Consider the following 24,842-nt stretch of genomic DNA (forward strand, 5'->3'; position numbering starts at 1 on the left):
ATGAAAGGACTACTATTTTTGGCTAGTTTTTTTCTTACGCTTATAACGACAATGGTTTACGCCAAAGAGCCGCCTGTGCAGGTGGTTTATCGCTTTGATGACCACCGCTATCTGGAACTCAAAGGCTGGGATTGCGAGGGCGAGCTTTGGTACACAGACACGAAAAAAAATATCCATACAGAACCTGTCAGCCAGTTTTATCGGATTTTCACCCGTAAATTTGTGCATCCTTCGGAAAAATATATTGCTATTACAGGTTGGGGAGCCGGAGGATTTATCGTTTCAAAAGACCACGGACAGACATGGAACAGCGTTAGATTTTCGCCAGCCCATAATGAGCCAAACGGTGATGACTATGCGCCATACGATGATGTAATTTCTTTCACCGTCGTCAACGATCAGGGATTTTTGCTCACCAAGAACAGTCTGTATATGTCGTCAAAGCCTTTTGATGACCCACGAGTATCCCCAAATGGCCCGGGAATACCGTACAAACTTGAAGATGGGACGATGGAAACACTTGAGCCCAGTAATTCTGGTTGGCCATGGGGGTTAGTTTATATGACCAAATCAGGGCTATCTGAATCTACACAGCAATTCAAAACTAACTGGCAGGATTTGCCCGATAAGGTTCCTGAGGTCAAAAACTATCAGGGCTGGGACCATATGCGTTGTGATATGGATGCGGGCAGATAAGGGATAACGCGCGCACGCGATTCGTTAAATAACAGGGATTGGATTATGAAGAATCTTAGAATCATCACTGGCTGGCTGCTGATGCTTGCCGTTATAGAATGTCAGGCTAAACAGCCGCCGACGCAGGTGGTTTATCGCTTTGATGACCACCGCTATCTGGAACTCAAAGGCTGGGATTGCGAGGGCGAGCTTTGGTACACAGACACGCAGCGTCAAATACATTCGATCATTGCCAGTCAGTTTTATCGCATATTTACGCGTCAGTATGTTCATCCTTCTAAGCGTTATATTGCTATTCCCTGGTGGGGGAAGGTGACAACGGGTTTCTCCGCATCTAAAGATTACGGACAGACCTGGGAAATAGGTGGAGCAAGGATTTCTCCCGGGCCGAATGAACCTAATGGTGACGATACTCCTTATTACGATGATGTAATTTCTTTCACCGTCGTCAACGATCAGGGATTTTTGCTCACTAAGAACAGCCTGTATATGTCGTCAAAGCCTTTTGATGACCCACGTCTCGCAACTGGAGGCCCGGGAATTGACTATCAGATAAACGGTGACCATCACCACATTAAACCCGAGTTTCCCGGTCCTGCCTGGGGTCTGGATTACATCACTAAACGAGGTCTTGCTGAAGACACGGCTCAATATCATACCAATTATCAGGATTTACCCGATAAGGTTCCTGAGGTCAAAAACTATCAGGGCTGGGACCATATGCGTTGTGATATGGATGCGGGCAGATAAGTTTTGTGATTATAAAAGACACTTTGAAAACATGCTGACTGCCAGACGCTATTATTTATAAAAGGAATTTTATGCAAGGTGTAATTCGCTTAAATGATCCGCTGATTTCAGGCGGACATGTCAATCAGGCATCAGGCTCTGAATTCATGGGGATTGCTGTAGCGCTTAAAGGTGACACGGTTATTTGCCCTGAGCATAAAGGCGTATTTCCGATAACCGAATGCCACGAAACCTGGACGATGAACGGGCGAGGTGTTGTTGTGAATGGATGTAAAGCCGCCTGTGGATGTAAGATCATCACAACATTACCCATTGCAGGTGTTGCATAATGGAATGGAGACTCTATCCACCTCAAAAGGAGCCGCAAGGAATAAAACCACACTGGGGCCTGATATTATTTTTATACACTATTGCATGCAGTATTTCACTGGCTATCAGAACGTTTAGCTGGCCGGAGGGAAAACACGTTGATAGTACGTTTCTCTATTACGGAATTATCATCCCCATAGTAATTATCTCAATAATTTTAAGTTTTATCGCTATGTTTATCAGTGCGAATTCCTTTTATCTGGATGTCAGGAAAAACATTGCTGACAGGAAACTGTATCACATTAAAAAATATGCAAGGGAATATCTGACCATCGCGGCTTGGTCTACTGTTGCTCCGGTTGATGATATTTCTTTGAAGATGTTGAAACTTGAAGGTGAGTTTCCACTTGGACAGAAAACCCCGCACAAACTAGAGATGGATGATGAATTTGTTATGTCCCGAACACAGCAGTTACTCGAAAAACTGCTGAAACCTATTTCTGTTAAATTAAGGCAACATCCGGACCTCAATATAACCTGCTGGATGAGAGGAGAAAATGAATCAGCGAAATCAGAGCTTATCGAAGTTCTTGCGAAGATGAATATTTCCTGCCGTGAGGAAAGCATAACTTCCCTGGACGAATGTCCTGCATATAATATTCTTACCGACATAATCTATCAATCCGGAATTACATATCAACCCTTACATCTCATTATCATTGCAGATCTCCATGGAGATGATAGCCGGTATATGGAAAACGCCAGTGCGTTTTTTATTTGCGAAAACTATATTGCGCAGGAAAAACCTGAACCCGTTTACCTTTTCCAGCCATTAATGAGTGAAATGGAATTAACAAAATCAGTTCCTGTTTTTCTCGCTGCTGAACAAGCAAAACCTGCAAAAACGCTATGGCATACTGGTTTATCGAAGAGCGAAAAATATCCTCTGCTGAACGCGCTAAGCGAATCTAAAACAGGTCAGGACAGGTTATCGTTAGAAACATCACTCGGAGAGTATTCAGCCAGCTATCAGTGGCTTGCGCTTGCTTTTGCCTCTGATGCTGTGATGTACGGCCAGGGTTCACAACTGGTTGCCACCTCAGAAAAAAACCGACCTGCACTCGCTATTTTGTCTTCAGAAATACCCAAACTTCCGGCAGAACCTGAACACAGCGAGGTTTTAACACCCATACATTATGCATTTCCCGCCATGGTATTTTCGCTGATGATGTTGACATTTTTAGTACTAGAAAACACCGGGGATCTTTCGATTTATCTTATGATTACGGGTGCGGTCCTTGTCATTCTCGTCACTTTTGGGCTTGGTTTTGCTCTGTCAAAAGCCTCTGCAGACCAGGCCTGGTCAGATATGGACGATCTAATTTGACGAGGGTATTAAAAATATTCGTTATTTTGCGATATAAATGAGCTATACCTGCCCGGCGATAAAGAACGATAACCGGGCAGGTATTCAAACCAACACATCAGAAACCTAACGAATCCAGCAGGTCGTCGACCTGTTCTTGCGAAGCGACAACACCGACGCCGTTGGCGTCGAGTTGCGGGCCGTTAAGCAGACTGTCGTTTTCACGCTTGGCTTTAACCTGCTGCTCAGGAATGTTTTCCATCAGCACCATCAGCAGCTGATTTTCAATTTCCTGAACCACAATCATCATGCGCTTGATCACCTGACCGGTGAGATCCTGGAAGTCCTGCGCCATCATGATTTCCATCAGCTGAGCATTGGTAAAGCTGGTGTGCTCAGGGACTTCTTTCAGGTAGCTGCGGGTATCCGTGACCAGTTCGCGCGCGTCCGATAACTCAATCGGGTTTTCGAACCATTCATCCCAGCGCTTATCCAGCTTTTTCGCGCCTGACTCAAGTTTGTTCTGGCGTGGCTGTGCGGCTTCAACGCTGTTCAGGGCGCGTTCTGCGGCCTGAGCGGTCATAGTGACGACGTAATCGAGACGGTCGCGCGCGTCAGGAATGGCTTCAGCCGCCTGAGCAATGGCCTGATCCAGGCCAAGTTCACGCATACTGTCACGCAACATACGGGTCAGTTGCCCAATGCGGGCGATAATCTCGCCCGCGGTTGCCGCATCATTTGCAGGCATTGGTATCTCTGCCATAAATCAGCTCCTACATGCCCAGTTTTTCGAAGATTTTGCCCAGTTTTTCTTCCAACGTGGCCGCAGTGAAAGGTTTCACAACATAACCACTGGCACCGGCCTGTGCGGCTGCCACAATGTTTTCTTTCTTCGCTTCTGCCGTCACCATCAGCACCGGCAGCTTGGCTAATGCGCCATCAGCGCGGATGGTTTTCAGCAGATCCAGACCGTCCATGTTTGGCATGTTCCAGTCGGATACCACGAAGTCGAAACCACCGGCACGCAGTTTGTTCAGTGCATCGACACCATCTTCTGCTTCTTCAACGTTGTTGAAGCCCAGCTCTTTCAGCAGGTTGCGCACGATACGACGCATGGTAGAGAAATCGTCAACTACCAGAAATCTCAGATTTGGATCGGCCATGTTTTATCTACTCCTAAGGTTTGGTGCTAAGCCGCGAGGCTGAAAAATTAAATACGTAATGCCTGACCGGCTGATATTTGTGCCAGCATCCGCTGACTGATTTGACTGAGATCCACCACTTCGTTTACGCCACCGGTCGCGATCGCCTCACGAGGCATACCGAATACCACACAGCTGGCTTCGTTTTGTGCAAGGGTATACGCCCCTGCGCGGTGCATCTCCAGCATGCCGGCGGCCCCGTCATTGCCCATTCCCGTCAGGATCACCCCAACGGCATTGCGTCCGGCATACTGCGCCACCGAACGGAATAACACGTCGACCGACGGACGATGGCGGTTCACCGCGGGCCCGTCGTTCAACTTAACCTGATAGTTGGCGCCACTGCGCGCCAGTTCCATATGTCTGTCGCCCGGTGCGATATACGCATGACCCGGCAGAACGCGCTCGCCGTCCTCGGCCTCTTTCACGGTGATCTGACACAGTTTGTTCAGACGTTCGGCAAAAGAGCGGGTAAAACCCGGTGGCATATGTTGCGTAATCATCAGCGCCGGACAGGTCGGCGGCAGTGGTTGCAACACGTGACGAATCGCTTCGGTGCCGCCGGTCGACGACCCGATGGCAATCAGCTTTTCACTGCTCAGAAGCGGCGTATGGCTGAGAATGCGTGGCTGCTCAACGTTGACGTTTTTGTTGAGACGCGCTTTTGACGCCGTACGAATCTTATCGGCAATCATTTCGCTGTAGGCCAGCATCCCTTCGCGGATACCGAGCTGCGGTTTGGTGACGAAATCGATCGCCCCCAGTTCCAGTGCGCGCAGCGTAATTTCTGAGCCTTTACCGGTCAGCGACGACACCATCACCACCGGCATCGGGCGCAGACGCATCAGCTTTTCCAGAAAATCCAGACCGTCCATGCGCGGCATTTCGACATCCAGCGTCAGAACATCCGGATTAAATTTCTTGATGAGGTCGCGCGCCACCAGAGGGTCCGGCGCGGTCGCCACCATTTCCATATCCGGATGGCTGTTGATGATTTCCGTCATCAGCTGACGCATTAACGCCGAGTCATCGACGCTCAACACTCTGATTTTATTCATTACCTCTCCTTGGCGAGGCCGTAGACGGTCTGGCCGCGCAAATAAAATTCCCGGCTGATTTGGCTGAAGTTTTCGGAGTGTCCGGCGAACATCAGGCCACCCGGTTTAAGTAACGGAACAAATCGGCGTAAAATTTTCTCCTGTGTTTCTTTATCGAAATAAATCATCACATTGCGGCAGAAAATTGCATCAAACGGACCGTTCAGCTGCCATTGGCTTGCCAGCAGATTCAGTTGCTGGAAAGCCACCATCTGCGCCAGTTCGGGACGTACACGCACCAGGCCACTGTGCGGACCGGTGCCTTTGAGGAAGAATTTCTGCAACTGCTGCGGGCTGAGCGTGCGCAGCTCTTCCAGCCGGTAAACGCCCGCCGTAGCTTTCTCAAGTACCTGCGTGTCGATATCGCTGGCCTGAATGCGGCAGTTTGCCATCCGCGGCCCCAGTGCTTCGCTGAGCGTCATGGCGATGGAATACGGCTCTTCACCGGTCGATGCCGCCGTACTCCAGACGCTGTAATTATTTGGGCGCGAACGGGCATGCTCCGCCAGAATAGGGAAATGATGCGCCTCGCGGAAAAATGCCGTCAGGTTGGTGGTCAGCGCATTGATAAACGCCTGCCACTCCGGGCTGTTGCTGTCACTCTCCAGCAAAGCCATGTAACTGCTGAAGTCATTAAGCCCGAGGATCCGCAACCGCCGGACAAGCCGGTTGTAGACCATTTCGCGTTTATGGTCCGCCAGTACAATTCCCGCCCGCTGATAAATCAGCTCACTGATCCGGCGGAAATGCGTATCTGACAGCGGTAAACGCTGGATCATCTGTGCCATGATCGAAGAGTTATCAGCACTCATTGGCGAGCCTGGTTGATTCATGGTGCAGCTCCATTAATGGACAGGTGGTGTGACGGAAACCCCATTGACGCTTCATCCAAATTAGCCTGTCAGAAGGTTTCCCAGTTATCTGCCGAACCCGCTCGCGCGGTAGCCGGAAGTAACGTGGGTTGAGCCACCTGGCGTGGTGTAAAGGCCTGCGACTGGCCACTGCGGCGTTGCAACACGCCCCCGGCGGTGGCGAGGCGGAACACCGATACTGCGCGGGTCAGATTCTCAGATTCAATTTCAAGCGCGTGCGTGGAAGCAGCAGCCTGCTGAACCAGCGCGGCGTTTTGCTGAGTCACCTGATCCATTTGTGTCACGGCAATCGAAACCTGTTCGATTCCGCGGCTTTGTTCGTCTGACGCCGAGGCGATTTCGCCCATGATGTCGGTAACGCGGGTCACGGCGCGCACGATGTCATCCATCGTGTTACCGGCGGATTCCACCAGAACAGAACCCTGACTGACGCGGCTGACAGATTCATCTATCAGCGCCTTAATTTCTTTGGCAGCCTGCGCACTGCGCTGTGCCAGACTGCGAACTTCACCGGCCACGACCGCAAATCCGCGACCCTGCTCACCGGCACGCGCCGCTTCGACTGCGGCGTTCAGCGCCAGAATGTTGGTCTGGAAAGCGATGCCGTCAATCACGCTGGTGATTGCGCTGATTTTCTTCGAGCTTCCGGCGATATCATTCATGGTTCTCACCACGTTGCCGGTCAGTTCGCCGCCTTTTTCTGCGGTATTGGATGCATCACGCGCCAGCTGTGTGGCCTGACGGGCGTTCTCGGCGTTCTGTTTCACGGTCGCGGTCAGCTCTTCCATGCTGGCCGCGGTTTCTTCCAGCGCCGAAGCCTGTTGCTCGGTGCGTGAAGACAAATCTGTGTTACCGGCTGCAATGCCTTTCAGGCCGGAGAACATCGTGTCAGCGCCGTGGCGTACGGTGCGGACGGTTTCGGCCAGCGACTGCTGCATCTGTTGCAGGCTTTCGAGCATCACTTTAATTTCGTAGCGCCCTTCCACCGTGATTGGCGCGGAAATATCCCCGGCACCGATACGGTCAAAATGGCCGCGCATGATAGTCAGCGGAGTGAACAGAATGCGACGGGTTACGACCAGCGCCAGCGCCGTCAGTACCAGCAACAGCACCGTGACGATGGTGGTGTTGATCATCACGCTCTGATAAGAATCCGCAGTTTGCGTTTGCGCCTGCTGGAAACGTCCGCCCACATAAGCGGTGTAATTACCCACTTCTTTCTGGAACAAATCCTGATATTTCTGCGTCGGGCTGGCGAGGAATCCGTCCATGTCGCCGCGCGATAACGAATCAATCAGAACCTGCAACATACCGTGCAGCGCTTCGTAGCTGGCTTTATTCACGGTCGTCAGTTCAGCGGCTTTTTCAGTTCTGCGAGGCAGAGCCAGGAAAACAGCGTAAGAATCTTCAGCACTTTTCAGGCTGTTTTTAGCGTCACCCATCAGCTGCGTTACGGTGTCCTGCGGCTGTTTCAGCGCCAGACGCGTCGCCGCGCGGTTCAGGGTATTACGGGTTTGCAGCAAATATGACCAGGTCTGGCTGAGCGCATCACGCTGTTCAGCGGTGTTGGATATCTGCTCAAAATTCAACTTATCCGTGTGGGCAGCTTGCAGCGATAAACCGCTACTAACCAGTTGCATAACGAAAAAAACTAACAATAACAAAAACATGCAGGTGGACACACGGATGTGCTTAAACATGGATAACCTCGTTGGGTGACAGCCCTGACCGTCACCTTCTTTCTTATATAATTATGCGATGTACGTGACTCAGAAGGTTTCCCAGTTTTCGGTTAAATCTGTACTTTGCGCTCCACCTGAACCGGCTTTAGAACCTGAAAGGTTCGGAGTCAACAGAGGCAGTCTTGCCGAAGTGCCCGGGTTCTGGCGCACGCTGTTATTTGCGGTCTGGCTCAGCGTAAACACCGCTACAGATTGCGTCAGCAGGCTTGCCTGCTCTTCCAGGGCCGCCGAAGCGGACGCGGATTCTTCAACCAGTGAGGCGTTCTGCTGCGTCACCCGATCCATTTCAGTGATAGCTTGTGCGACCTGCTCAATGCCGCGGCTCTGTTCATCAGAAGCCGAGGTGATTTCGCCCATAATGTCGGTCACACGCGTAACGGCGTTCACCATGTCGTGCATGGTTTCACCGGCACTTTCAGCCAGCACTGAACCGGTATTAATACGGCTGACAGAATCATCTATCAGCCCTTTAATTTCTTTTGCTGCCTGCGCGCTGCGTTGCGCCAGCGTACGAACTTCACCGGCCACAACCGCGAACCCGCGGCCCTGCTCACCTGCGCGCGCGGCTTCTACGGCGGCGTTCAGCGCCAGAATGTTGGTCTGGAACGCAATCCCGTCGATTACACCGGTAATGTCGGTGATTTTCTTCGAGCTGCTGGCGATGTCATTCATGGTATCGACCACGTTTGCCACCACTTTCCCACCCTTTTGTGCGGTTTCAGACGCGCTCAGTGCCAGCTGGCTGGCCTGACGGGCGTTTTCGGCATTCTGTTTCACCGTGGCGGTCAGCTGTTCCATGCTGGCGGCGGTTTCTTCCAGCGCGGACGCCTGTTGCTCGGTGCGCGAAGACAAATCGCTGTTACCGGCAGAAATTTCGCTCGCTCCGCTGTAAATGGCATCGGCGCCGTGACGCACGCCAGATACGGTGCGAATCAATTCGTCCTGCATGTACTTGAGACTATCGGCAAGCTGGCCGATTTCATTACGGCTTTTCACGACTATTTCGTGCGTCAGGTCACCAGTTGCAATTTTGCGGATGGTCTCGACAATATTTTTCAGCGGATGGACCAGAATTTTCTGCACGCCCAACCAGGCCAGAACCATGAAAATAATCAGCACAGCCAGCACGGTGCCCAGCATCCACAAGGCGTGGGTGAAGGAGTTATCACTGATCTGAACGGCGTCGTTGTACAGGCGATCGTTCTGATCGATATACGTGACGAAGGCTTTTTCGAAGTTGTCCTGATACTGCTGCGTGGGTTGTTCGAAGAAATCATTGATACGGCCCAGACCAATCAGTTCGATCAGTTCAGAAAGCGCGTCGTGCAGAACCTGATATTGCTTTTTAGCGTCTGCCGCGTATTCCGGGTTCTGGCTGGCATCGACAGGAATCTTTTGATAATTGGCAAAATGCTGATCGGCGATTTGCAGATCTTTCGTCGCGGTATCAATGAGTTCCTTAACCGTCGCACCGCTGCCCATCTGATTAGCGTCAAGCATGAAACGGATGCCTGCGCGGTTAAGCGTGTTGCGGGTTTGCAGCAGGTAAATCCAGCTGGCGTTGAATTCCGCCTGTTGTAAACGGATCTCCTGCGAAGTGGTGAAGTTGTCTTTGTCTGTCTTTAAGGATTTAAAGAACAGGCCGCCGGATACCAACTGTAAAGCACCGAAGACCACCAGTAAGATCACGATACCCGTGACCACTTTCATACGGTTAAACATGTTGTTCCTTTTTAAATGGGATTTATCTGGAACAGTTATCGGCAGAAAGTGCGGGAACTTTATGTGATGAGGATCAGATTTTTTTGGAGGAGTCAGGGGGGTCAGGCAACGGTGGCGACAAAACTCTTTAACAGCGCAATGCGTTTCGCGTCAGGGTTCACCAGAAGGTCGTTGTAGATGGTCAATACTACGCCTTTGAGTAATTCGGTGGTGTTATCGATTTGGGAAAGGGTTTTAAGTTTATCAATATCATTGCCAATTTCACGCCCCTTCAGGGAAAGGCGTTTATTGGCCAGACCGGTCGCCAGTTCTGACGTCAGCAACGTCACCAGACGCCTGGCCGCTTGCGGATTTGATGCCAGCTGATGAATGTAATACTTGAGCAGCAACGGGACGAAATCAGGCGTTGCACCGAGTTCCGCACTCGCCAGATTGAGCAGGTCAATCATGTGCGCAGGCACACGACTTTCCACAGCCTTGCGCTGTATCTGCAACTGCTTTCTGATGGCGGGCACAGACTGAAAAGGGATTACCGCAACGTTATCGCAGGTTTTACAGACGCCCGCGATGATATTTTTCACCCTACCACTGCCATCATCAAACGGCACATCGCGCAGCTGATAACTTACGGTTCGTAAGGCCTCACAGACGCTACACACCGCCTTTTTCTCATCCCCGACTTTATAAATAATCATAATTTTCCTTAATGATGAACGCTGATAAAAACGCTGGTTGGATCTGTGAAATACCATTTTATGTACCAGTGAATTCCGGCACTCGTGACAGTGATAATGTGGACATCAATGCTGCTGTCGTAATGGTACGGACGAACCTGATGATTATCCCCGGATGCCCTGCCGATCAACGCAGCGACTTCAAAGGGCGTGATGTCACCCGTGCTCAACAAATTCTTAAGATGAATCTCGCGCCTTGCCTCAAATTCAATATTTCCGTTCTTTAAACATTCGATCACCTTCCATTTGATCTCTCTGAAACTCATGTGGCCTCAATGTACGCCGGTTGTCGTACTTAATCAAATTATTATTTTGCCTCACGTCTTTATCCGTAAAGCCCCTTCTGCAGGGCTATCACGCCATAATGGGTAAAAAGATGCGCAGAGAAAATGATTGTTTTTCAAGCAAATGGAAGACATTACGCAAAAATGCGCTGCACAGTCTGCAACGCGGGTTTTGAACGTCAGTAAGGCTCGCAGGATGCGGTCTTGCCCCGCCCTCTCACGTTAAACAATAAATAACTCATCAGCGCCAGGATCCACACGCCAATCGCGCCGTACAGTAAGACGCCCGAAAAACCTTCTGTCAGTGCCTGTGCCGCTATACCGCCAGCCAGCGAAACTTCGCTGCCACCGGCGATGTGTTCGGCGATTGCCGGTAAATTTTCTCCGGCGGGCAACAATGCTTTCAGGCTGGCGGCGATGCCCGTAACCAGCAGGCTTCCCATCAGCGCGATGTTGATTGCCAGCGTGATAAGCCGCGCGCTGATATCAATGCCCGACGCCATTCCTGCGCGGTCGCCGGGGACGGAACCGGTTGTCGTGTTGGTCACCGGCGTATTGGTCAGGCCCAGCGCGGCACCGGCAATCAGTGCGCCCGGCAGCAGGCTGGTATGCGTTACGACGGCGATGTTCATCAGCATAAACCCCGCGCCGATAGTGAATAAACCCAGTGGGATCAGCCGTGCTGCACCGAATCTGGCGGTCAGCTTTTCACCCAGCGGCGGCATCAGCAACGTCGGTAATGTGTAAGCAAGAAGCGCCAGCCCGGTTGCAACGCTGGTATAGCCCAGCCCGCTCTGATAATAAACCGGCAGATAAATCATCAGCGGCCAGAAACTGAAGTTCATGCCCACAGACCCCATCAGCGCGCCGGAAAATGGCCTGATGCGGAACACCGAAAAATCAAACATCGGGTGCGGATGACGTTTCTCCGTCCAGACAAACAGCACCGCACTCAGCGCCGTTACCGCAATAATGCTTCGCGCCAGCGTGCTTTCCCAGCCCAGACTGCTGCCCTGCGTAATCAAATACGTTGCGCCCATCACTGTCACCGACAGCGTCAGCAATCCGCCGAGATCGAGTTTTTTGACCCGCCCGTCGCGGGATTCCACCACGTTATTCAGCGCCAGAATCAAGGTGATCACCGCGATAAAACAATGCACCAGAAATACCCACTGCCAGCTCAGCCATGCCACCAGAAGCGCGCCGATAATCGGCCCGAACCCCAGCCCGAAACCGAAGGTAATCCCCCACGCGGCGAATGCCTGGCTGCGCGCCTTGCCCTGCGGAAATTGTGTGGAAAGAATGGCGATGAGACACGTCAGCATCGCGCCGCCGCTCAGGCCCTGAAGGAAACGTCCGGCAATCAGCCACGCGGCGCTGCCGGATAATCCGCACATCAGCGATGTCAGCCCGAACGCGGCGATACTGATGATGAAAACGCGTTTGCGTCCGAAACGGTCGGCCAGCGTGCCGGTTGCCATCAGCACGGTTGTGCAGGCCAGCGTGTACGCGTTCATGATCCACTGAAGTTCGCGGAAACTGGCGTGCAGCTGTGCTTCAAGAACCGGCGAGATAACCGGTACGCTGGAGATTTCCAGCCCTGACATCAGGGCCGCGAGGCACACAGCCATCAGTGCCAATGTGTTTTTCATGCGTAAATCCTGCAAACGTTGAGAGGCGTTCAGCATGGAAGATTGGCGGCGCAGTGGAAATCAGCGGATATGCCATGTATCGTCAAGATCATGCCAAACTGATGGTGACCTGTTATGCAAAAAATCGAAGCTACACGCGTTTCTGCGCCGCAAAACCGGCGGCTGGTTTTGCTCGCCTACGAATGCTTATGCACGTTTGAATTTGGAACAGCGGTCGAGGCGTTTGGCCGCGCCGATGAACTGACCGGCGAACCATTGTATGAGTTGTCCGTCGCCTCCGTTGAAGAAGGAAGCTTTGGCGCACAGGGCGGTGTCCGGCTGGTGGTGGATGGCGGGCTGGAGCTGCTCGAAGGCGCGGGCACGATTGTTATCCCCGGCTGGCGAAGCATTCACGAACCGGCACCTGACCGGCTGATTGCGGCACTGCAAAATGCCCATCGTAACGGCACGAGAATTGTGTCGATCTGCGCGGGCAGCTTTGTGCTCGGCGCTGCCGGTTTGCTCAACGGCAAACGCGCCACCGCGCACTGGAACAGCACCGACGTACTGGCACAAAGGTTCCCTGAGGTTCAGGTTGAGCACGGTATGATTTACGTCGATGAAGGCAGCATCATCACCTCCGCCGGGGGTGCGGCGGGCGTTGACTTGTGTCTGCATCTGATCCGCCGCGATTACGGTATTGAAGTCGCAAACCGCACGGCGCGCCGGATGGTGACACCGCCGCTGCGCGAGGGCAATCAGGCGCAGCTTATTCAGCAACCGGTGCCGCGCTATCAGACCAGAACGCTCGCCCCTCTGCTGGATGATTTGCGCAGCCATCTCAATACGCCGCTGGTCATTGAGCAACTCGCCACACAAGCAGGGATGAGCCGCCGCACCTTTTTACGACGTTTCCATGATGCAACCGGCACCACGCCGGGCGAATGGATGCTGGGTGTCAGGCTGGAAAAAGCCTGTGCCCTGCTGGAAAACGGCAGTCTGAGTATTGACCGTGTCGCAGAACAGGCAGGATTTGGCTCACCGGAAACCCTGCGCCATCACTTCCGCCAGCGGCTGGGAACCACACCAACAAAATGGCGTAAAACGTTTCTGGAAAGAAGTCTTAAAGAGCGTGGAGCCCGGATGCCCGCGTGATTGCAGGTCTCCGGGCCAGTGAGCCCACGACCTTGACCTTAAACTTGCGCTTAAGCTTAAGCTTAAAACCAGGGTACGGTCGCCACCGCACTTAATCCGTATGCCCCAAACGCCCCTTCCACAGGGTCAGGCTGCAACACTCCACGCCGGATAAACAATCTGAATGATTCGCCGGTCGAGAGACTTTTCACCTGAATAAACGGCAGTTGTGTCATTTGTGATTTGCTCTCGGGAATACGTTCGAGGGCTTCCTCTTCGCTTAACCAACCTTTTTTCACTGAACGACGGCGTAACCTTTCCGCGCTGCTTTTTACCTGTACGCGACTAAAGCAGCAGTGTTTCGCCCCCGCCGGAACATCACGAATTTCGGTGATATCCACATGATCATTCAGTCCTTTTAACCATGACGTCTGGCTCAACACGTTCAGCATCGCCGCCGTGCTGTGCAGACGGATGACATTTCCCGGCTTCTTAGCGTAATGCGGAAAACTGACGCCAATCTTCCCTGCTGCATGTTGCCCGAGCGCGCGGTGTAATTTAGCAAACAACGCGGCCATCAGCAGTTCAGTACCAAATTCCGGATCGGGAAGAATGCGGATTTCCTGATAACTTTCCATGTGTGCCCCTTACTCGCCTTTGGCACCAAATACGCCGCCGCGTATCAGCGTCGCCATCACGTAATGTTGCTGCCCGGCATCCGGCTTTTTGTCTTTTGTCACCCAGTTATCCAGCAAGGTGTAGAAATCCATTTTCTGACCGGGCTGGCGACAGGCTTTACCTTTGCTGGTCACCGAACCATAAGGCTCGACGGCTATCGGTCCGAGTTCCAGTTCAGATGCCTGCGGATACCAGTCATCAATGGTGCGCAGCGCATTGCCAATTTTCTGCGAATGCAGGGCCGCGACACCGCCGGTCTGATAGAGAATTTTACTTTTCTTATTGTCACGGCTGGCGTCCAGCACCAGTTCCTGCGAAGGAAACACCTCCTGCCCCTCACCGAGCCGCACAAAGGCTTCAACGGTAAGCAGCACAGAAGCATTGCCGCTCAACCCTTCTTCAATCACAGCGGCCAGTTGTGCCAGGTCTCCTGCTGGCTGACCGAACTCGCGCAAACTGTAGTCATCTGCCCTGAACACCCAGCAGCGATTATTGTGCGTAACGTGTACGGCGATATCTTCTGCACCAATTCGGTTACGCCAGAGAAAACGGCCATTAGCGAGGTTTTCTGCATATCGCGCCGCCAGCGTGCCGAACCCCTGTTCGGTACGATATCCGTCAATCACGGCTGCCATCGCCGCCTGATAAACCTGATCGTTACACACCGAGGGAGAAGAAAGATTGCCTAATACGCGCAGGGTGAACCGGAGTTTTAGCGTATCGGCATTAAAGGGTAGCGCGGCGACATCCACGCGTTGCAGGTTAGGTTTCTGAATTTCCGCGTCCAGTTTGGCGGGGTCCGTCGTTGAACCGGTTTTCATACGATTGGAGATTGTGCCCCGCACAGCCTTTTCTTTGACTTCCACAGGCACCCATTTTGCCGGTTCATTAATTTCATGCCAGTTCCCGGCAAACATCTGTGCATCCGAGTTCGCCAGTTTGCGTTCAAAAGCCAGAACCGAGGCGGTCGTAACAGTCGTTTTGGTCATTGTGCTTTCCTTGTTTCAATGATTAGAAATCGGAGTGATCTTGTTCAGTTAAGTCGGCTTCCTGCAGCGGTTTTGCGTGGCTGCAGATATAGTGTTCAGTGCTGACCGGGTAGCGCCAGATGAGCTGATGAATGTCCGTAACCCGGTGCGGGCTGCGCCATTCGCCGACGCCATAGGCGGCTTCGACAAAACGGAATGGCGACGTGGTATCACGGGTTCTGACAACATCACCGGCGGCATATAACGGCGAAATGGGGGTAAATCCCACCATCAGCGGCACCAGATAACCTTTCGCGGGTTTCGGCTGATATTGCCATTGCGCAGAGCCCTCTTCCTGCTGTCCGGCACGGTAAGTAATCGTTGAGAAATCCAGCCAGGCGTCGATCATTTCCACCTGAGGATCCTGCGCCCGGCGTTCCGCAACGTGCTGCGCCAGCAGTTCAGAGCGGTCAACCAGCGCGAAACCCGGTAATGCGCGATACATTTCACGACGGGTGACGTTTTGTAACTCATCGCCATTTTGTGGCAACGTCATGACCCGCACCGGTTTCATGGATGTCACCGTACCGCCCGCCAGCCGCTGAGTGACGCACAACGATTGCAGATGTTGCTCCAGTTCTCTGGCTCCCGCATCGCCATGCAAAATGCTGCCTTCACATTCAATGAACAGCGTGACGGTCATGTGCATCCGCCCTTCTTCATTGAAGGGCGCGGTTTTCGCTTCTTTGGTCAGCGGGATCCGCGTCAGCGAAAAATAATAGTCGCCGCGCTCGCTGGCACGATGCGCCTGAACCTGATGCTTATGGCACACCACGCCGCAGCCGTTGAAGCTCAGTCCGTGACTCCGCTGGACGTTTCGCGAAAGCGCATGGGTAAAGCCCAGAAAATGCGTGATTCCCGGAAAACCGTAGGTCAGGCCGGAAATCGCATTGGCGTTCTCAACCTGAATGTGTGGCAGAACAATCAGATAACTCATTGCCAGTTCTCCTGCTGAGCGGCATCAAATTCCCGCAGACGCCTGCGCATTAACACCGACCATTCACGGAATTCGTCGGCACCGGTACTGAGCTTTTCATCCTGATTCAGACGGGTATTCAGCCAGTGGGCAAAATCCTCAGCAATGTCACTTATCCACTCACCGGCTTCGCGCCGGAGTTTAAAATCAGGGTCGCTATGCTGACGTAGCGGATCGAGCCAGAGCTGGTGCGCCGCTTTCAGAACGCAATCCTCGGCCTGACTCCAGCCCTGAAGATCTGTCAGTGACTGAATTTCAGCGGCATAGCTGAAGATCATACCAATCAGTTCGTCCACGTATTCGGCGCGTTGCTGGCGGATTTCCCTCGTATTTTCGAGGTTATAAACGCTGTGCAGATAACGACGCAGATCGGCTACCACCAGGCTGACTTTAGGCGAAACAGCCGTCAGAAAAGTTTTATGCGAAACAGGTGGCTTAAGGGTTTGCTGCCACTGCGGCGGCGCACAGCGCAGTAAATGATTTTTACCGCCACGGGCGCTGTTCAGATAAGAGATATTTTGCGGTTTGGTGCCACCCACATTTTGCACAGCAAGATCAGGGAAGAACTGCACAAGATCGGGACTCCAGACCTTTTCGCGGCGTGCCTTACGTGCAGCCACCGATTCATCGCTGTAACGGGAATGGCTAATGCGTTTATGCAACGCGTGCGCCAGTGAAGAAGAATAAAGCGGGCTGAGCAGATGGTAACCGGCCTCACCAGAAACGGGGAAATACAGCTGTTTGGCAAGCGGGTGCGAAGAGAGAGTTTTATCCGACAATGCCTGCATAAAACCGTTAACCCATTGATCGCATTGTGCTTCATTTTCCGCCAGCGCTTTCAGGGCGCAATAGTCGCCCCGTTTAAGGCTGTCGAGCAGAGAATCACCTTCATGCCCGGTTTGCAGGAGTTTTGCGACATCCAGTGCAGCCGAATTCCCGACAGCATCAACGGCAGGAGAGTGTAATGTTGACGTTGAGAGATACACCGCCCCCTCGCTTTTCACCGTGCTGTAAAAGCTGCTGCCTTTCGCATCGCCATGAAAATATTTTACCGCGTGCGTGACCAGACTGATTTGCCCCGCGCGCGCGGCGGCATCGGTCAGCCAGGTACGGACGTCATACTTCTTTTCCAGCTCACGGCGTTGTTCAAATAGCTGTTGCTCAAGCGCGGCTTTCTCATGCGCACTGGCAGCGGAAATTTGCTTATCGGCGGCTTTGTTGAAGGCTTCCAGTTTGAACTGGCAGCGGTCGTGAATGTAACCGGTTATAAACTGACTTAATCCATGTGTTTCCATGTTCTCTCCTTGATTAATGGGGTGCACCAAACACTCCTAACGCTTCGTGACAGTGCCATCGGGTGTTTTCGTCGTCGGCTAAACAGACTTCTCCAAACGTTTTACTGACGCGATTAAGTTCCCAGCCGAAACTCTCTGCCAGACTCTGATAGAGGGTTTCGCAATTCATTTCCATCCACTGGCTGACGCCTTCGGCATAATCCAGAGCAATAGCCTTAAATCCGCTGCTGTCTTTCCACCCTTCGCTCCCGTCGTCCGGCTGCCGGAAGCGCGGCTTGTCGCCCTCTTCTTCCAGCCACAGATAATATTGTCTGTCTGGCGCTGACTGACGAAACGGGGTGCGCGCCTGCAATTCGCCGCACCATTCGGCCTGATCACGCCACCAGCGGGCAGCGTAGATGTCACCGCAGGGTTTTCGTCCGAGCAACTCCGGCCATAAACGCCCGTGTTCCATATCAGACATGCTCATCTGAGGATCCGGTGTTTCCCGCTCTTGTATACGCGGAATGGCGCTGAGGATTTCGTATTCTTCAGGGCGCAGTAAATCGTGCAAATCATGGCTGGCAAAGGCATTGCCGCCGCTTTCAAAACCCGGTTTGCAGTAGGCGGGCGCTTTCTTTTCCAGGGCCTTAACGTTTTTATGCAGAATATGGATATTAGGAAATTGCGGAGCGAACTGCCGGTGCCGTTGTACACGACCGGCAAGCTGGATAAGGGAACGCATGGAACTCGGCTCCGCGATCGCCCAGTCATAATCATGGTCACGGCCTATTTCGGCAACGGAGGTAGCGAGCACCACGAAGATGTGATGTTTTTCAGGATGAACAGCCAGCACTTTGCGGACTTCTTCCACCTGCCAGATAGCGTCTTCGTCATGTCGCGCCAGCATGACATCCAGCCGGTTTTCAATGTGAGCGCGCAATGCCAGCGGATACTGACTGTGATAAACGCAATAATGTATTTGCACATCTGCCGGAGACGACGTTGCCATCAGGCGTTGCGCCACGCCAACCAGCGGGTTGATATTTGCCATACGCACGAGACCGACAGTCAGTTTTTTGCCGTGGTGATGCGCATTATGCAGTTCGATTAATGACTGATGCAGACGTGCTGACACCGCATTCAGCACGTCGGGCTCGCGTGCTGTTGCCGGGGATACTGTGACCAGAGAAGCCCGTCGCAGCGGGCTGCCCTGTTGCAGCAAAGGCACCCGCTTCTTCACAAACTCACGGTGCTGCTCGCCAAACGATTTACCGGTCATATGCTGGCTTTCAGACACATTAAATTCGTCGAACCACGCGCAGCAGACATTCAGTGGTAAATCAGGCTGGCCGCAGGCTTGCTGATAATCTTTGCGTCCGGCGACATAAGCACTGAATAATGCCTGAACCAGCGCCGGGGCCAGCGTTGCCGAAGAAAGTAACACCCGCGAACCGAGCATTCCCGCCCAGTTCACCAGCCGGCACAGCGCAGGCAAATCGGCCATATCAAAATCATCGGGCTCATCAAGCACCAGATCAGACGTGAGTAACCTGAGCATCGGCGCAATTTGATGACCGCCACGCAGACTTTCACAGGCGGGGATAAGATTATCTATCGTCGTCACCAGAACGGGCGCGCTCAGCAATTTATGCAGCGCTTCTTTGCCTTTAAGCCACTGTCCCAGGCGACCCGTATCCAGCATTCCTTCATACCGCACATACTGATGTTCAGCAAAAAGTGCATCTGCTGACTGGCTGCCGGTACTCTTTATCAGCTTGTCATCCTGATTCAGCTGATGCAGTTCCTGAACCGCCTGCGAGCCGATCAGGATCGCCAAATCTTCTTTATCGAGATGCAGTTTTTCGCCCAGCGCATCACCGGTTTGCAGGGTCAGCGTTCGAAGCCCGAGCGCGACCGAGAAACGGCAACCGATTTTATCCTCCGCCAGTCCGTACATGACCCGCGCATTCGCCAGCGTTTTGCCGCAACCGGTCGAGGCCATATTCACGCCAAAAAATCCGTGCCGCCGGGCGTTTTCACGCAGCCCGCAGGCTAAATCGAAGGCTTTATCCTGCCAGCGAAACTTCTCTTGCTGTACGCGTTTCCTGAACCCTTTATGGCGTGAGATTGCCGGTAAGGTTTCACGCATACCGGGCAGACTGCGTGCCAGCAGCCAGGCATTCTGGCTGACACCAATATTGTGCTCATCAAGATGCTGTTTGGGTTTACCGGTCTTTTTGTCAGTATTGGCGATGGCGGGATATTGCGTATCCTGCCAGCCTGGCGTCGCTTCAAGCGAGGAGGTCAAATGGTCGGAGAGCATCAGCACCAGCCGGGCGAGATGGCGGGTAAATCGTTGTTCTGCTTCCATATAAGGCGAAGCAAACAGCGGCAGCTGAAGCGCCCGTGTGGCAAATTTTTGCGCTTTGCTGCGCCACGTTGCACTTAGCACCGGCGTGCCGTGCGGAAACTGCCAGACAGCCTGCTGCTCACGGGGCGTCCATGGCGCATCCATATTGGTGGAATTCCAGCAGGGCGCGAACTGTTGATCCTGCCAGTGACGGATGTCGGTAAGCTGCGGCGGGTTGTTATAGTTAGCGTTGTGGCGCGGATAAACCGGCAGGCGGTGATGCGATACAATCAGCCACGCAACCAGCCGCGCGACAGGGGGCAAACCTTCGAGCGGGCTGTTATGAGTGTGACTGAGATTATTACTGGCCAGATTTTGTATCATGGCTTTTTCATCTTTAGCACTGACATTCTGCAAAGCGGTCAGCCATTGTTCATCCGTCTGCTGACCGACAAACGCCTGAAATAGCCGTACAGAAATCCACTCATGCCGGTAAGGTTCAAAGCTTTTCCCCTGCCCTCTGAGTTTATTCTGGAATAACGTATTGGCCTTGCCAAAATCATGAAAAAGGCCACTGATGGCAGCCAGCAGTCCGATGGTGCTGATACTGTGAAAAGGATGTTCGCTGCCTGATTTTACAATATCCCGCTGAGTTGAATGGGTGGCTACAGAACCTTTTTCGTTAAACTTACGAATATTCCCCACGATCCAAATGACTTCAGTCTGGTTATTCGATTTAATCCAGTGACAGGCAATTGCCGTATTTCTGCGGGCGGTTTTCTTTAATATTCGCCGTAATGTATTCAGCCCTTCCAGGGTTATCGCGGTTTGCCACGTCCGTTCTCCCTTGCGTTCGGCAAACTGATCGATAATACGCCGCGTTTCCGTCAGCGCTTTTTTACTGCATTCCGAAACCAGCAATATATTCATTTCTGCTGACTTATTTCTTGTGCGACGCATTGCACCGTTTCAATCATAATATCCAGCGCATCTGCACGCTGAAGATGACTTACACAACGATGTCGAAATTCCTGTTCATCTTCACCTTTCATCGCAGCAATAAATGCCTGCGGCAGGATCAGGGCATCTTTAATTAAATCGGCGACATCAAACACCAGCCCGCCACGCCGTGTTTTGCCATGCATCACCGCCAGTCCGTGTGGCAGGCCGATAACCCAGACTGCCGTGGCCGCCAGCCCGTAAGCCATATAGTTACCGTGGTCGAGATAACGATTGGCCACATCAATGCCTGCGCCGCGTTTCGCCCGCGTGAAGTCACCGTAACGGGCGGCAGTGGCGGCCAGTTTATACAGACCTTTGGTCAGCACAGCTTCGTGTGCCATCAGTTCGTTGATGTTATTGCACTGCGGCAAACTTTGTTCAAACCGCTGTAACACTGCCTCTGCTTTTAACGCATCCAGCTTAAAACCGTCTTCCTGCGTCATCACCGGGTGTAACCAATTTTTACGAATTTGCTGGCTTCGCACTTTCTGAAACGCCATCGCCGCAGCCAGTCTTTTCTGTTCATCGAACCAGAAGCTGACCCACTGCTGAAGATATTCTGTCGGGCGGTATTCACTTTGCGACGTCAGCCAGGAGACATTCACTTCCACTTCATTTGCGGCATAAAGCGGTGTTCCTCCGCCACCGCAGAAACCGACCAGCACACCCGCTCTGGCAAATTCACGCATCGCCGCCTGAGTGACCGACGTACCTGTACCGAGCATGACAACCGTGGTATTAGCAATGGGGATATTCCAGTACAGCGATTGTTTCCCCTCTTCCGTAACATATTCAACCCGACCGCCATTGACCAACACACGGCAATATTGCAGGTAATAAATATTAGAACGCTTCGAGTGCAGAATAGTTTTCAGCTCAGAGGGTATCAATGCGTCGGCCATGTTGAATTCCTTTCAATGGAAATTGACGGAAACTAAAATAAACCTATTTCCCTTAACATCAACGATTAAATACATATGTTTTTTGTATAAAGTTAATAAGAGATATTGATATTTATATATTGGTAATACGTTAATAACGGGTTCAATAAGTCACATGGCTAATTTAATATTGTCTGCTTGTTCGGTATTGAACATGGCCAAATGCCCGGAGCGCGAAGCCATCATTTTCTAAGCTGCCTGTACGGCAGTGAACAAGCAAGAACTGATAAAACGCCTCACCTTTGATTTCTAAGCTGCCTGTACGGCAGTGAACGAATACCTCCGGGCCGAGTGGTGCGCCCGTCCTTTCTAAGCTGCCTGTACGGCAGTGAACGTCTGAGAATACTGCACTGAACGACTGTCTCCTTTCTAAGCTGCCTGTACGGCAGTGAACCTTTGTTCCGTTCATTCTGCGTATCCCAGTCGTTTCTAAGCTGCCTGTACGGCAGTGAACTGTTGGGTTTCGATGTTTAGGCTTTGAACTGCCAAAGATTATTCCTCTTTAGGAAGAAATACCCTCTTTTTTTGACGGGGTTGGCGATTCATTAAAATCAAGGAGTTAGGGAAAGTGCGAAAAAGAGGGTCATTTTGGAGAGGGCATTGATACCCCACTTTCCTTAACGGAGAGCGGGGCCGAACGGGCTTTTTTGCTCATCCCCCTGCGAAGGGGAAGGCGCCGTTCTCAGTTATATTTAATTTCGGTATATCTACTCGGCCAGATGGTTTCTGCTTTTACGCCGATGGCTTCTGCAATCAACCTTTCGCCTTTCGGCCATTTGCGGGTTAATGCGTTCGAGAGCGTTGAAGAACTCAGCCCGGCGTTACGTGAAACCGCCGCCATCGTAGTGCCCTTCTTTTTAATTGCCGCAATAATATCGGCCTGATGCCAGTCTTTGTTCATGCGATCACCTCACCGGAGGCATACAGCGAGCAGCGCAGCATCTCGAACCGTTCCCACAAGATATACGTGATGATCTCTTTTATCTTTCTGTCATGCAGCGTCATCAGGGTGAAATTCAGCGCCATGCACTGATCGCAAAGTTCATCGGGTTCGGGATCGGCGTAATCAAATAAGCCGTCGTCCATCGGGATCCCCAAATTCTTGCGGTGCTCGGGAATGGGTTGCGATAACGTCGCTTCAAGGTATTCGAGCTCGTTTTGCAGCATGATACAAAGTCTGTCCTGCGAAGCTCTGTTTTGCGGATTCACCAGCGCATTCGCCAGCAAACGGCAGCGATCGGTGAGTGTCCATGAATCGGGGGATGTTTCGGGGGTATCTAATGTCTTCATTAAAGAAACCTATGGCAGATTGCATTTCTGCTACCACGTTAGCTCCTACGCTAAAGGTGGTAACCCAGGCGGGAGTAGGAGATCGGTCTACCTTCCGACCAGCCCGAAGGCTGCCCCGCCTGAGTCACCTGAACAATATACGTTATAAAACGTTTTATAAAGGTAATACAAAGCGATAGCACATAATGCGGTGCTACGGCAGATAACCGGGCTCCTACACCCGACTGCGGATTTTGCCGCAGCGGGCAAACAATAACGGGATAACCACACATTAAAAATGGGCAAAACGCAGGGATGAGATACTGATTCCAAGGAGTTTTTATGGTTTGCAGTAAGTTACATGGGGCTGCCTGTGCGGCAGTGAACCGAGATTGAGTATCTGACCGAGATTGAATTGCTTTCTAAGCTGCCTGTGCGGCAGTGAACCAGCAAACCATCAGCCATTGGTTTTCAAAGCATTTCTAAGCTGCCTGTACGGCAGTGAACGCGATGCCTATCGCCACGCGATGCAGCATTGCTTTCTAAGCTGCCTGTACGGCAGTGAACTCGGCGCATTGCATGCGGTGTGGTGTCTTTTTTTTCTAAGCTGCCTGTACGGCAGTGAACCATCAGCTTGGCATTAGCGCCGCCTGACCAGCTTTCTAAGCTGCCTGTACGGCAGTGAACGCTTCTAGTTCACGCATCGGGTCGCTCATGTTTTTCTAAGCTGCCTGTACGGCAGTGAACTGTTGGGTTTCGATGTTTAGCCTTTGAACGGCAAAAGATTATCCTTGTTTGGGGAAAAAAACCCTCTTTTTTATGGGATAAATTGGCTAATTAAAATCAATGAGTTAGCGGATGAGTAAAAAAGAGGGTGAGTTCTGAGATGGCATTAATACCCCATCCCAGACTTCCCCTTCGCAGGGGAAGGAGCAGGACAAAACCGGCTTATGGCTCTGGCTCTGGCTCTGGCTCTGGGAAGGAGCAAGACAACACCCTTCTGCATTGGATTTTGCAAAAGAATCAGAACGAAGGTTTTATTCGATCGGGAATGGCGTGATCAAAAATCTTGCTGAACGGAGCGGCTTCGAGACCTATGGCTCGAAGACCGAGAGAAGGAACCGCGCAGCGGCAAGATTTGCGCCACAAGCTGATGTGCCAGAACATGTCCGTCGTTCCAGCGGCAGCGAGCAGTGAAAAGAGCGTGGAGTCCAGAGGCCCGCGCGATTGCGGGTCTCTGGGCCAGTGTGGGCGGCGAGCCCACGACCTTGACGTTAAAGACTTAAATCTTAGTCACGCTATCAACCAGTGCCATTTCTTCACTGCTCAGCAGCTTCTCAATATCCACCAGAATCAGCATACGGTCACCGAGCGATCCCAGACCGGTCAGGTACTCCGTCGACATGGTTACGGCGAATTCCGGTGCCGGACGGATTTGATCCTGGCTCAGCGACAGCACGTCAGAAACGCCATCAACCACAATCCCCACCACACGGTTTTCGAAGTTCAGGACGATCACCACGGTGTTTTCATTATAAATCACGTCTTCCTGCGCGAACTTTACCCGCAGGTCGAGGATTGGCACGATCACGCCGCGCAGGTTGGTGACGCCTTTAATAAATGCCGGGGTGTTGGCAATGCGGGTTACCTGGTCGTAGCCGCGGATTTCCTGCACTTTCAGGATATCGATGCCGTATTCTTCATCGCCTAAAGTAAAGATCAGGAATTCCTGACCTACCGTTTCGCCCGCAATTTTAGACACGGTTGCAAGTCCTGCCATGT

23 protein-coding genes and 2 CRISPR repeat arrays are annotated in these 24,842 nt (G+C 52.2%); of the genes, 5 read left to right on the forward strand and 18 right to left on the reverse strand.

The features are described from left to right. The 4 genes from M2403_RS00870 to M2403_RS00885 all read left to right on the forward strand — a co-directional run bounded on the left by M2403_RS00870 (position 1) and on the right by M2403_RS00885 (position 3,142). Positions 1 to 696: a hypothetical protein gene (locus tag M2403_RS00870; protein WP_259228249.1), complete on the forward strand. Its 696-nt coding sequence runs from the start codon at positions 1 to 3 to the stop codon at positions 694 to 696. Between the two features lie 45 nt (positions 697 to 741). After that, the gene (locus M2403_RS00875) at positions 742 to 1,446 is read left to right on the forward strand and encodes a hypothetical protein (RefSeq protein WP_259228250.1); all 705 of its coding nucleotides are present in this window, start codon (positions 742 to 744) and stop codon (positions 1,444 to 1,446) included. A 71-nt stretch (positions 1,447 to 1,517) separates the two neighbouring features. Beyond that, entirely contained in the window at positions 1,518 to 1,775 is a 258-nt protein-coding gene (locus M2403_RS00880; RefSeq protein ID WP_259228252.1) for a PAAR domain-containing protein, read from the forward strand. Next, on the forward strand, positions 1,775 to 3,142 hold the full coding sequence (locus tag M2403_RS00885) for a hypothetical protein (RefSeq protein ID WP_259228255.1): 1,368 nt from the start codon (positions 1,775 to 1,777) through the stop codon (positions 3,140 to 3,142). Before M2403_RS00880 ends, M2403_RS00885 begins: the two co-directional genes overlap by 1 nt. 97 nt (positions 3,143 to 3,239) lie before the next feature. Here M2403_RS00885 and cheZ read toward each other — a convergent pair whose 3' ends face one another. From cheZ to M2403_RS00930, 9 genes are all read right to left on the reverse strand, one after another. Further along, entirely contained in the window at positions 3,240 to 3,884 is a 645-nt protein-coding gene (gene cheZ, locus M2403_RS00890; protein ID WP_104922337.1) for a protein phosphatase CheZ, read from the reverse strand. Positions 3,885 to 3,894: 10 nt separating this feature from the next. Further along, positions 3,895 to 4,284 (reverse strand): chemotaxis response regulator CheY, encoded by a 390-nt coding sequence (gene cheY / locus M2403_RS00895; RefSeq protein ID WP_104922338.1) that lies wholly within the window; start codon positions 4,282 to 4,284, stop codon positions 3,895 to 3,897. Between the two features lie 47 nt (positions 4,285 to 4,331). Beyond that, positions 4,332 to 5,381 carry a chemotaxis response regulator protein-glutamate methylesterase gene (locus M2403_RS00900; protein WP_152325862.1) on the reverse strand — a complete coding sequence of 350 codons (1,050 nt, stop codon included), beginning with the start codon at positions 5,379 to 5,381 and terminating at the stop codon, positions 4,332 to 4,334. Beyond that, positions 5,381 to 6,253, reverse strand: a complete 873-nt coding sequence (cheR, locus tag M2403_RS00905; protein WP_152325861.1) for a protein-glutamate O-methyltransferase CheR — start codon at positions 6,251 to 6,253, stop codon at positions 5,381 to 5,383. The genes M2403_RS00900 and cheR overlap by 1 nt, the downstream gene beginning before the upstream one ends. A 68-nt stretch (positions 6,254 to 6,321) precedes the next feature. Further along, on the reverse strand, positions 6,322 to 7,992 hold the full coding sequence (locus M2403_RS00910; protein ID WP_165057063.1) for a methyl-accepting chemotaxis protein: 1,671 nt from the start codon (positions 7,990 to 7,992) through the stop codon (positions 6,322 to 6,324). 69 nt (positions 7,993 to 8,061) lie between these two features. Then, entirely contained in the window at positions 8,062 to 9,756 is a 1,695-nt protein-coding gene (locus M2403_RS00915; RefSeq protein WP_152325859.1) for a methyl-accepting chemotaxis protein, read from the reverse strand. A 101-nt stretch (positions 9,757 to 9,857) separates the two neighbouring features. Then, on the reverse strand, positions 9,858 to 10,451 hold the full coding sequence (locus M2403_RS00920; RefSeq protein ID WP_165057061.1) for a hypothetical protein: 594 nt from the start codon (positions 10,449 to 10,451) through the stop codon (positions 9,858 to 9,860). Between the two features lie 8 nt (positions 10,452 to 10,459). Beyond that, positions 10,460 to 10,756, reverse strand: a complete 297-nt coding sequence (locus tag M2403_RS00925) for a hypothetical protein (protein ID WP_152325857.1) — start codon at positions 10,754 to 10,756, stop codon at positions 10,460 to 10,462. A 197-nt stretch (positions 10,757 to 10,953) separates the two neighbouring features. Then, on the reverse strand, positions 10,954 to 12,426 hold the full coding sequence (locus M2403_RS00930) for an MFS transporter (protein ID WP_259228268.1): 1,473 nt from the start codon (positions 12,424 to 12,426) through the stop codon (positions 10,954 to 10,956). 114 nt (positions 12,427 to 12,540) lie between these two features. Between M2403_RS00930 and ftrA the strand changes: the two genes are divergently transcribed. Continuing rightward, entirely contained in the window at positions 12,541 to 13,560 is a 1,020-nt protein-coding gene (gene ftrA, locus M2403_RS00935) for a transcriptional regulator FtrA (protein ID WP_259228269.1), read from the forward strand. Positions 13,561 to 13,622: 62 nt separating this feature from the next. On the opposite strand, the gene cas6f is transcribed toward ftrA, so the two are convergent. The 9 genes from cas6f to cheW form a co-directional block, all read right to left on the reverse strand. After that, on the reverse strand, positions 13,623 to 14,177 hold the full coding sequence (gene cas6f, locus M2403_RS00940) for a type I-F CRISPR-associated endoribonuclease Cas6/Csy4 (RefSeq protein ID WP_259228270.1): 555 nt from the start codon (positions 14,175 to 14,177) through the stop codon (positions 13,623 to 13,625). Between the two features lie 9 nt (positions 14,178 to 14,186). Then, on the reverse strand, positions 14,187 to 15,206 hold the full coding sequence (gene csy3 / locus M2403_RS00945; protein ID WP_259228271.1) for a type I-F CRISPR-associated protein Csy3: 1,020 nt from the start codon (positions 15,204 to 15,206) through the stop codon (positions 14,187 to 14,189). A gap of 22 nt (positions 15,207 to 15,228) precedes the next feature. Continuing rightward, positions 15,229 to 16,182, reverse strand: coding sequence for a type I-F CRISPR-associated protein Csy2 (csy2, locus tag M2403_RS00950; RefSeq protein ID WP_259228273.1), 954 nt, complete (start codon positions 16,180 to 16,182; stop codon positions 15,229 to 15,231). Next, positions 16,179 to 17,516, reverse strand: a complete 1,338-nt coding sequence (csy1, locus tag M2403_RS00955) for a type I-F CRISPR-associated protein Csy1 (protein ID WP_259228275.1) — start codon at positions 17,514 to 17,516, stop codon at positions 16,179 to 16,181. The genes csy2 and csy1 overlap by 4 nt, the downstream gene beginning before the upstream one ends. A gap of 13 nt (positions 17,517 to 17,529) precedes the next feature. Then, entirely contained in the window at positions 17,530 to 20,778 is a 3,249-nt protein-coding gene (gene cas3f / locus M2403_RS00960; RefSeq protein ID WP_259228276.1) for a type I-F CRISPR-associated helicase Cas3f, read from the reverse strand. Continuing rightward, positions 20,775 to 21,752, reverse strand: a complete 978-nt coding sequence (gene cas1f / locus M2403_RS00965; RefSeq protein ID WP_259228278.1) for a type I-F CRISPR-associated endonuclease Cas1f — start codon at positions 21,750 to 21,752, stop codon at positions 20,775 to 20,777. Before cas1f ends, cas3f begins: the two co-directional genes overlap by 4 nt. 225 nt (positions 21,753 to 21,977) lie before the next feature. Beyond that, positions 21,978 to 22,246: a CRISPR direct-repeat array (repeat unit 28 nt; unit sequence TTTCTAAGCTGCCTGTACGGCAGTGAAC). Positions 22,247 to 22,473: 227 nt separating this feature from the next. Then, positions 22,474 to 22,692, reverse strand: coding sequence for a helix-turn-helix transcriptional regulator (locus M2403_RS00970; protein ID WP_259228279.1), 219 nt, complete (start codon positions 22,690 to 22,692; stop codon positions 22,474 to 22,476). Next, positions 22,689 to 23,081, reverse strand: coding sequence for a hypothetical protein (locus M2403_RS00975; protein ID WP_259228281.1), 393 nt, complete (start codon positions 23,079 to 23,081; stop codon positions 22,689 to 22,691). The genes M2403_RS00970 and M2403_RS00975 overlap by 4 nt, the downstream gene beginning before the upstream one ends. Before the next feature lie 398 nt (positions 23,082 to 23,479). Continuing rightward, positions 23,480 to 23,807: direct repeats of the CRISPR family, unit length 28 nt; unit sequence TTTCTAAGCTGCCTGTACGGCAGTGAAC. A 535-nt stretch (positions 23,808 to 24,342) separates the two neighbouring features. After that, positions 24,343 to 24,840 carry a chemotaxis protein CheW gene (cheW, locus tag M2403_RS00980; RefSeq protein ID WP_095922337.1) on the reverse strand — a complete coding sequence of 166 codons (498 nt, stop codon included), beginning with the start codon at positions 24,838 to 24,840 and terminating at the stop codon, positions 24,343 to 24,345. Between the last annotated feature and the right edge of the window lie 2 nt (positions 24,841 to 24,842).

The sequence above is a fragment of the Rahnella sp. BIGb0603 genome (genome assembly GCF_024808755.1).
In the GTDB taxonomy this organism is placed as follows: domain Bacteria; phylum Pseudomonadota; class Gammaproteobacteria; order Enterobacterales; family Enterobacteriaceae; genus Rahnella; species Rahnella contaminans.

What these genes read in the sequence shown, in the direction of transcription:
- cheR (WP_152325861.1), bottom strand. Translation starts at nt 6,253, where the DNA reads ATGAATCAACCAGGCTCGCCAATGAGTGCTGATAACTCTTCGATCATG.
- cas1f (WP_259228278.1), bottom strand. Translation starts at nt 21,752, where the DNA reads ATGGCCGACGCATTGATACCCTCTGAGCTGAAAACTATTCTGCACTCG.
- M2403_RS00900 (WP_152325862.1), bottom strand. Translation starts at nt 5,381, where the DNA reads ATGAATAAAATCAGAGTGTTGAGCGTCGATGACTCGGCGTTAATGCGT.
- M2403_RS00885 (WP_259228255.1), top strand. Translation starts at nt 1,775, where the DNA reads ATGGAATGGAGACTCTATCCACCTCAAAAGGAGCCGCAAGGAATAAAA.
- cheY (WP_104922338.1), bottom strand. Translation starts at nt 4,284, where the DNA reads ATGGCCGATCCAAATCTGAGATTTCTGGTAGTTGACGATTTCTCTACC.
- csy1 (WP_259228275.1), bottom strand. Translation starts at nt 17,516, where the DNA reads ATGGAAACACATGGATTAAGTCAGTTTATAACCGGTTACATTCACGAC.
- M2403_RS00975 (WP_259228281.1), bottom strand. Translation starts at nt 23,081, where the DNA reads ATGAAGACATTAGATACCCCCGAAACATCCCCCGATTCATGGACACTC.
- csy2 (WP_259228273.1), bottom strand. Translation starts at nt 16,182, where the DNA reads ATGAGTTATCTGATTGTTCTGCCACACATTCAGGTTGAGAACGCCAAT.
- M2403_RS00925 (WP_152325857.1), bottom strand. Translation starts at nt 10,756, where the DNA reads ATGAGTTTCAGAGAGATCAAATGGAAGGTGATCGAATGTTTAAAGAAC.
- ftrA (WP_259228269.1), top strand. Translation starts at nt 12,541, where the DNA reads ATGCAAAAAATCGAAGCTACACGCGTTTCTGCGCCGCAAAACCGGCGG.
- cas3f (WP_259228276.1), bottom strand. Translation starts at nt 20,778, where the DNA reads ATGAATATATTGCTGGTTTCGGAATGCAGTAAAAAAGCGCTGACGGAA.
- M2403_RS00910 (WP_165057063.1), bottom strand. Translation starts at nt 7,992, where the DNA reads ATGTTTAAGCACATCCGTGTGTCCACCTGCATGTTTTTGTTATTGTTA.
- M2403_RS00930 (WP_259228268.1), bottom strand. Translation starts at nt 12,426, where the DNA reads ATGAAAAACACATTGGCACTGATGGCTGTGTGCCTCGCGGCCCTGATG.
- M2403_RS00875 (WP_259228250.1), top strand. Translation starts at nt 742, where the DNA reads ATGAAGAATCTTAGAATCATCACTGGCTGGCTGCTGATGCTTGCCGTT.
- cheZ (WP_104922337.1), bottom strand. Translation starts at nt 3,884, where the DNA reads ATGGCAGAGATACCAATGCCTGCAAATGATGCGGCAACCGCGGGCGAG.
- M2403_RS00880 (WP_259228252.1), top strand. Translation starts at nt 1,518, where the DNA reads ATGCAAGGTGTAATTCGCTTAAATGATCCGCTGATTTCAGGCGGACAT.
- csy3 (WP_259228271.1), bottom strand. Translation starts at nt 15,206, where the DNA reads ATGACCAAAACGACTGTTACGACCGCCTCGGTTCTGGCTTTTGAACGC.
- cas6f (WP_259228270.1), bottom strand. Translation starts at nt 14,177, where the DNA reads ATGGAAAGTTATCAGGAAATCCGCATTCTTCCCGATCCGGAATTTGGT.
- M2403_RS00920 (WP_165057061.1), bottom strand. Translation starts at nt 10,451, where the DNA reads ATGATTATTTATAAAGTCGGGGATGAGAAAAAGGCGGTGTGTAGCGTC.
- M2403_RS00870 (WP_259228249.1), top strand. Translation starts at nt 1, where the DNA reads ATGAAAGGACTACTATTTTTGGCTAGTTTTTTTCTTACGCTTATAACG.
- M2403_RS00915 (WP_152325859.1), bottom strand. Translation starts at nt 9,756, where the DNA reads ATGTTTAACCGTATGAAAGTGGTCACGGGTATCGTGATCTTACTGGTG.
- cheW (WP_095922337.1), bottom strand. Translation starts at nt 24,840, where the DNA reads ATGGCAGGACTTGCAACCGTGTCTAAAATTGCGGGCGAAACGGTAGGT.
- M2403_RS00970 (WP_259228279.1), bottom strand. Translation starts at nt 22,692, where the DNA reads ATGAACAAAGACTGGCATCAGGCCGATATTATTGCGGCAATTAAAAAG.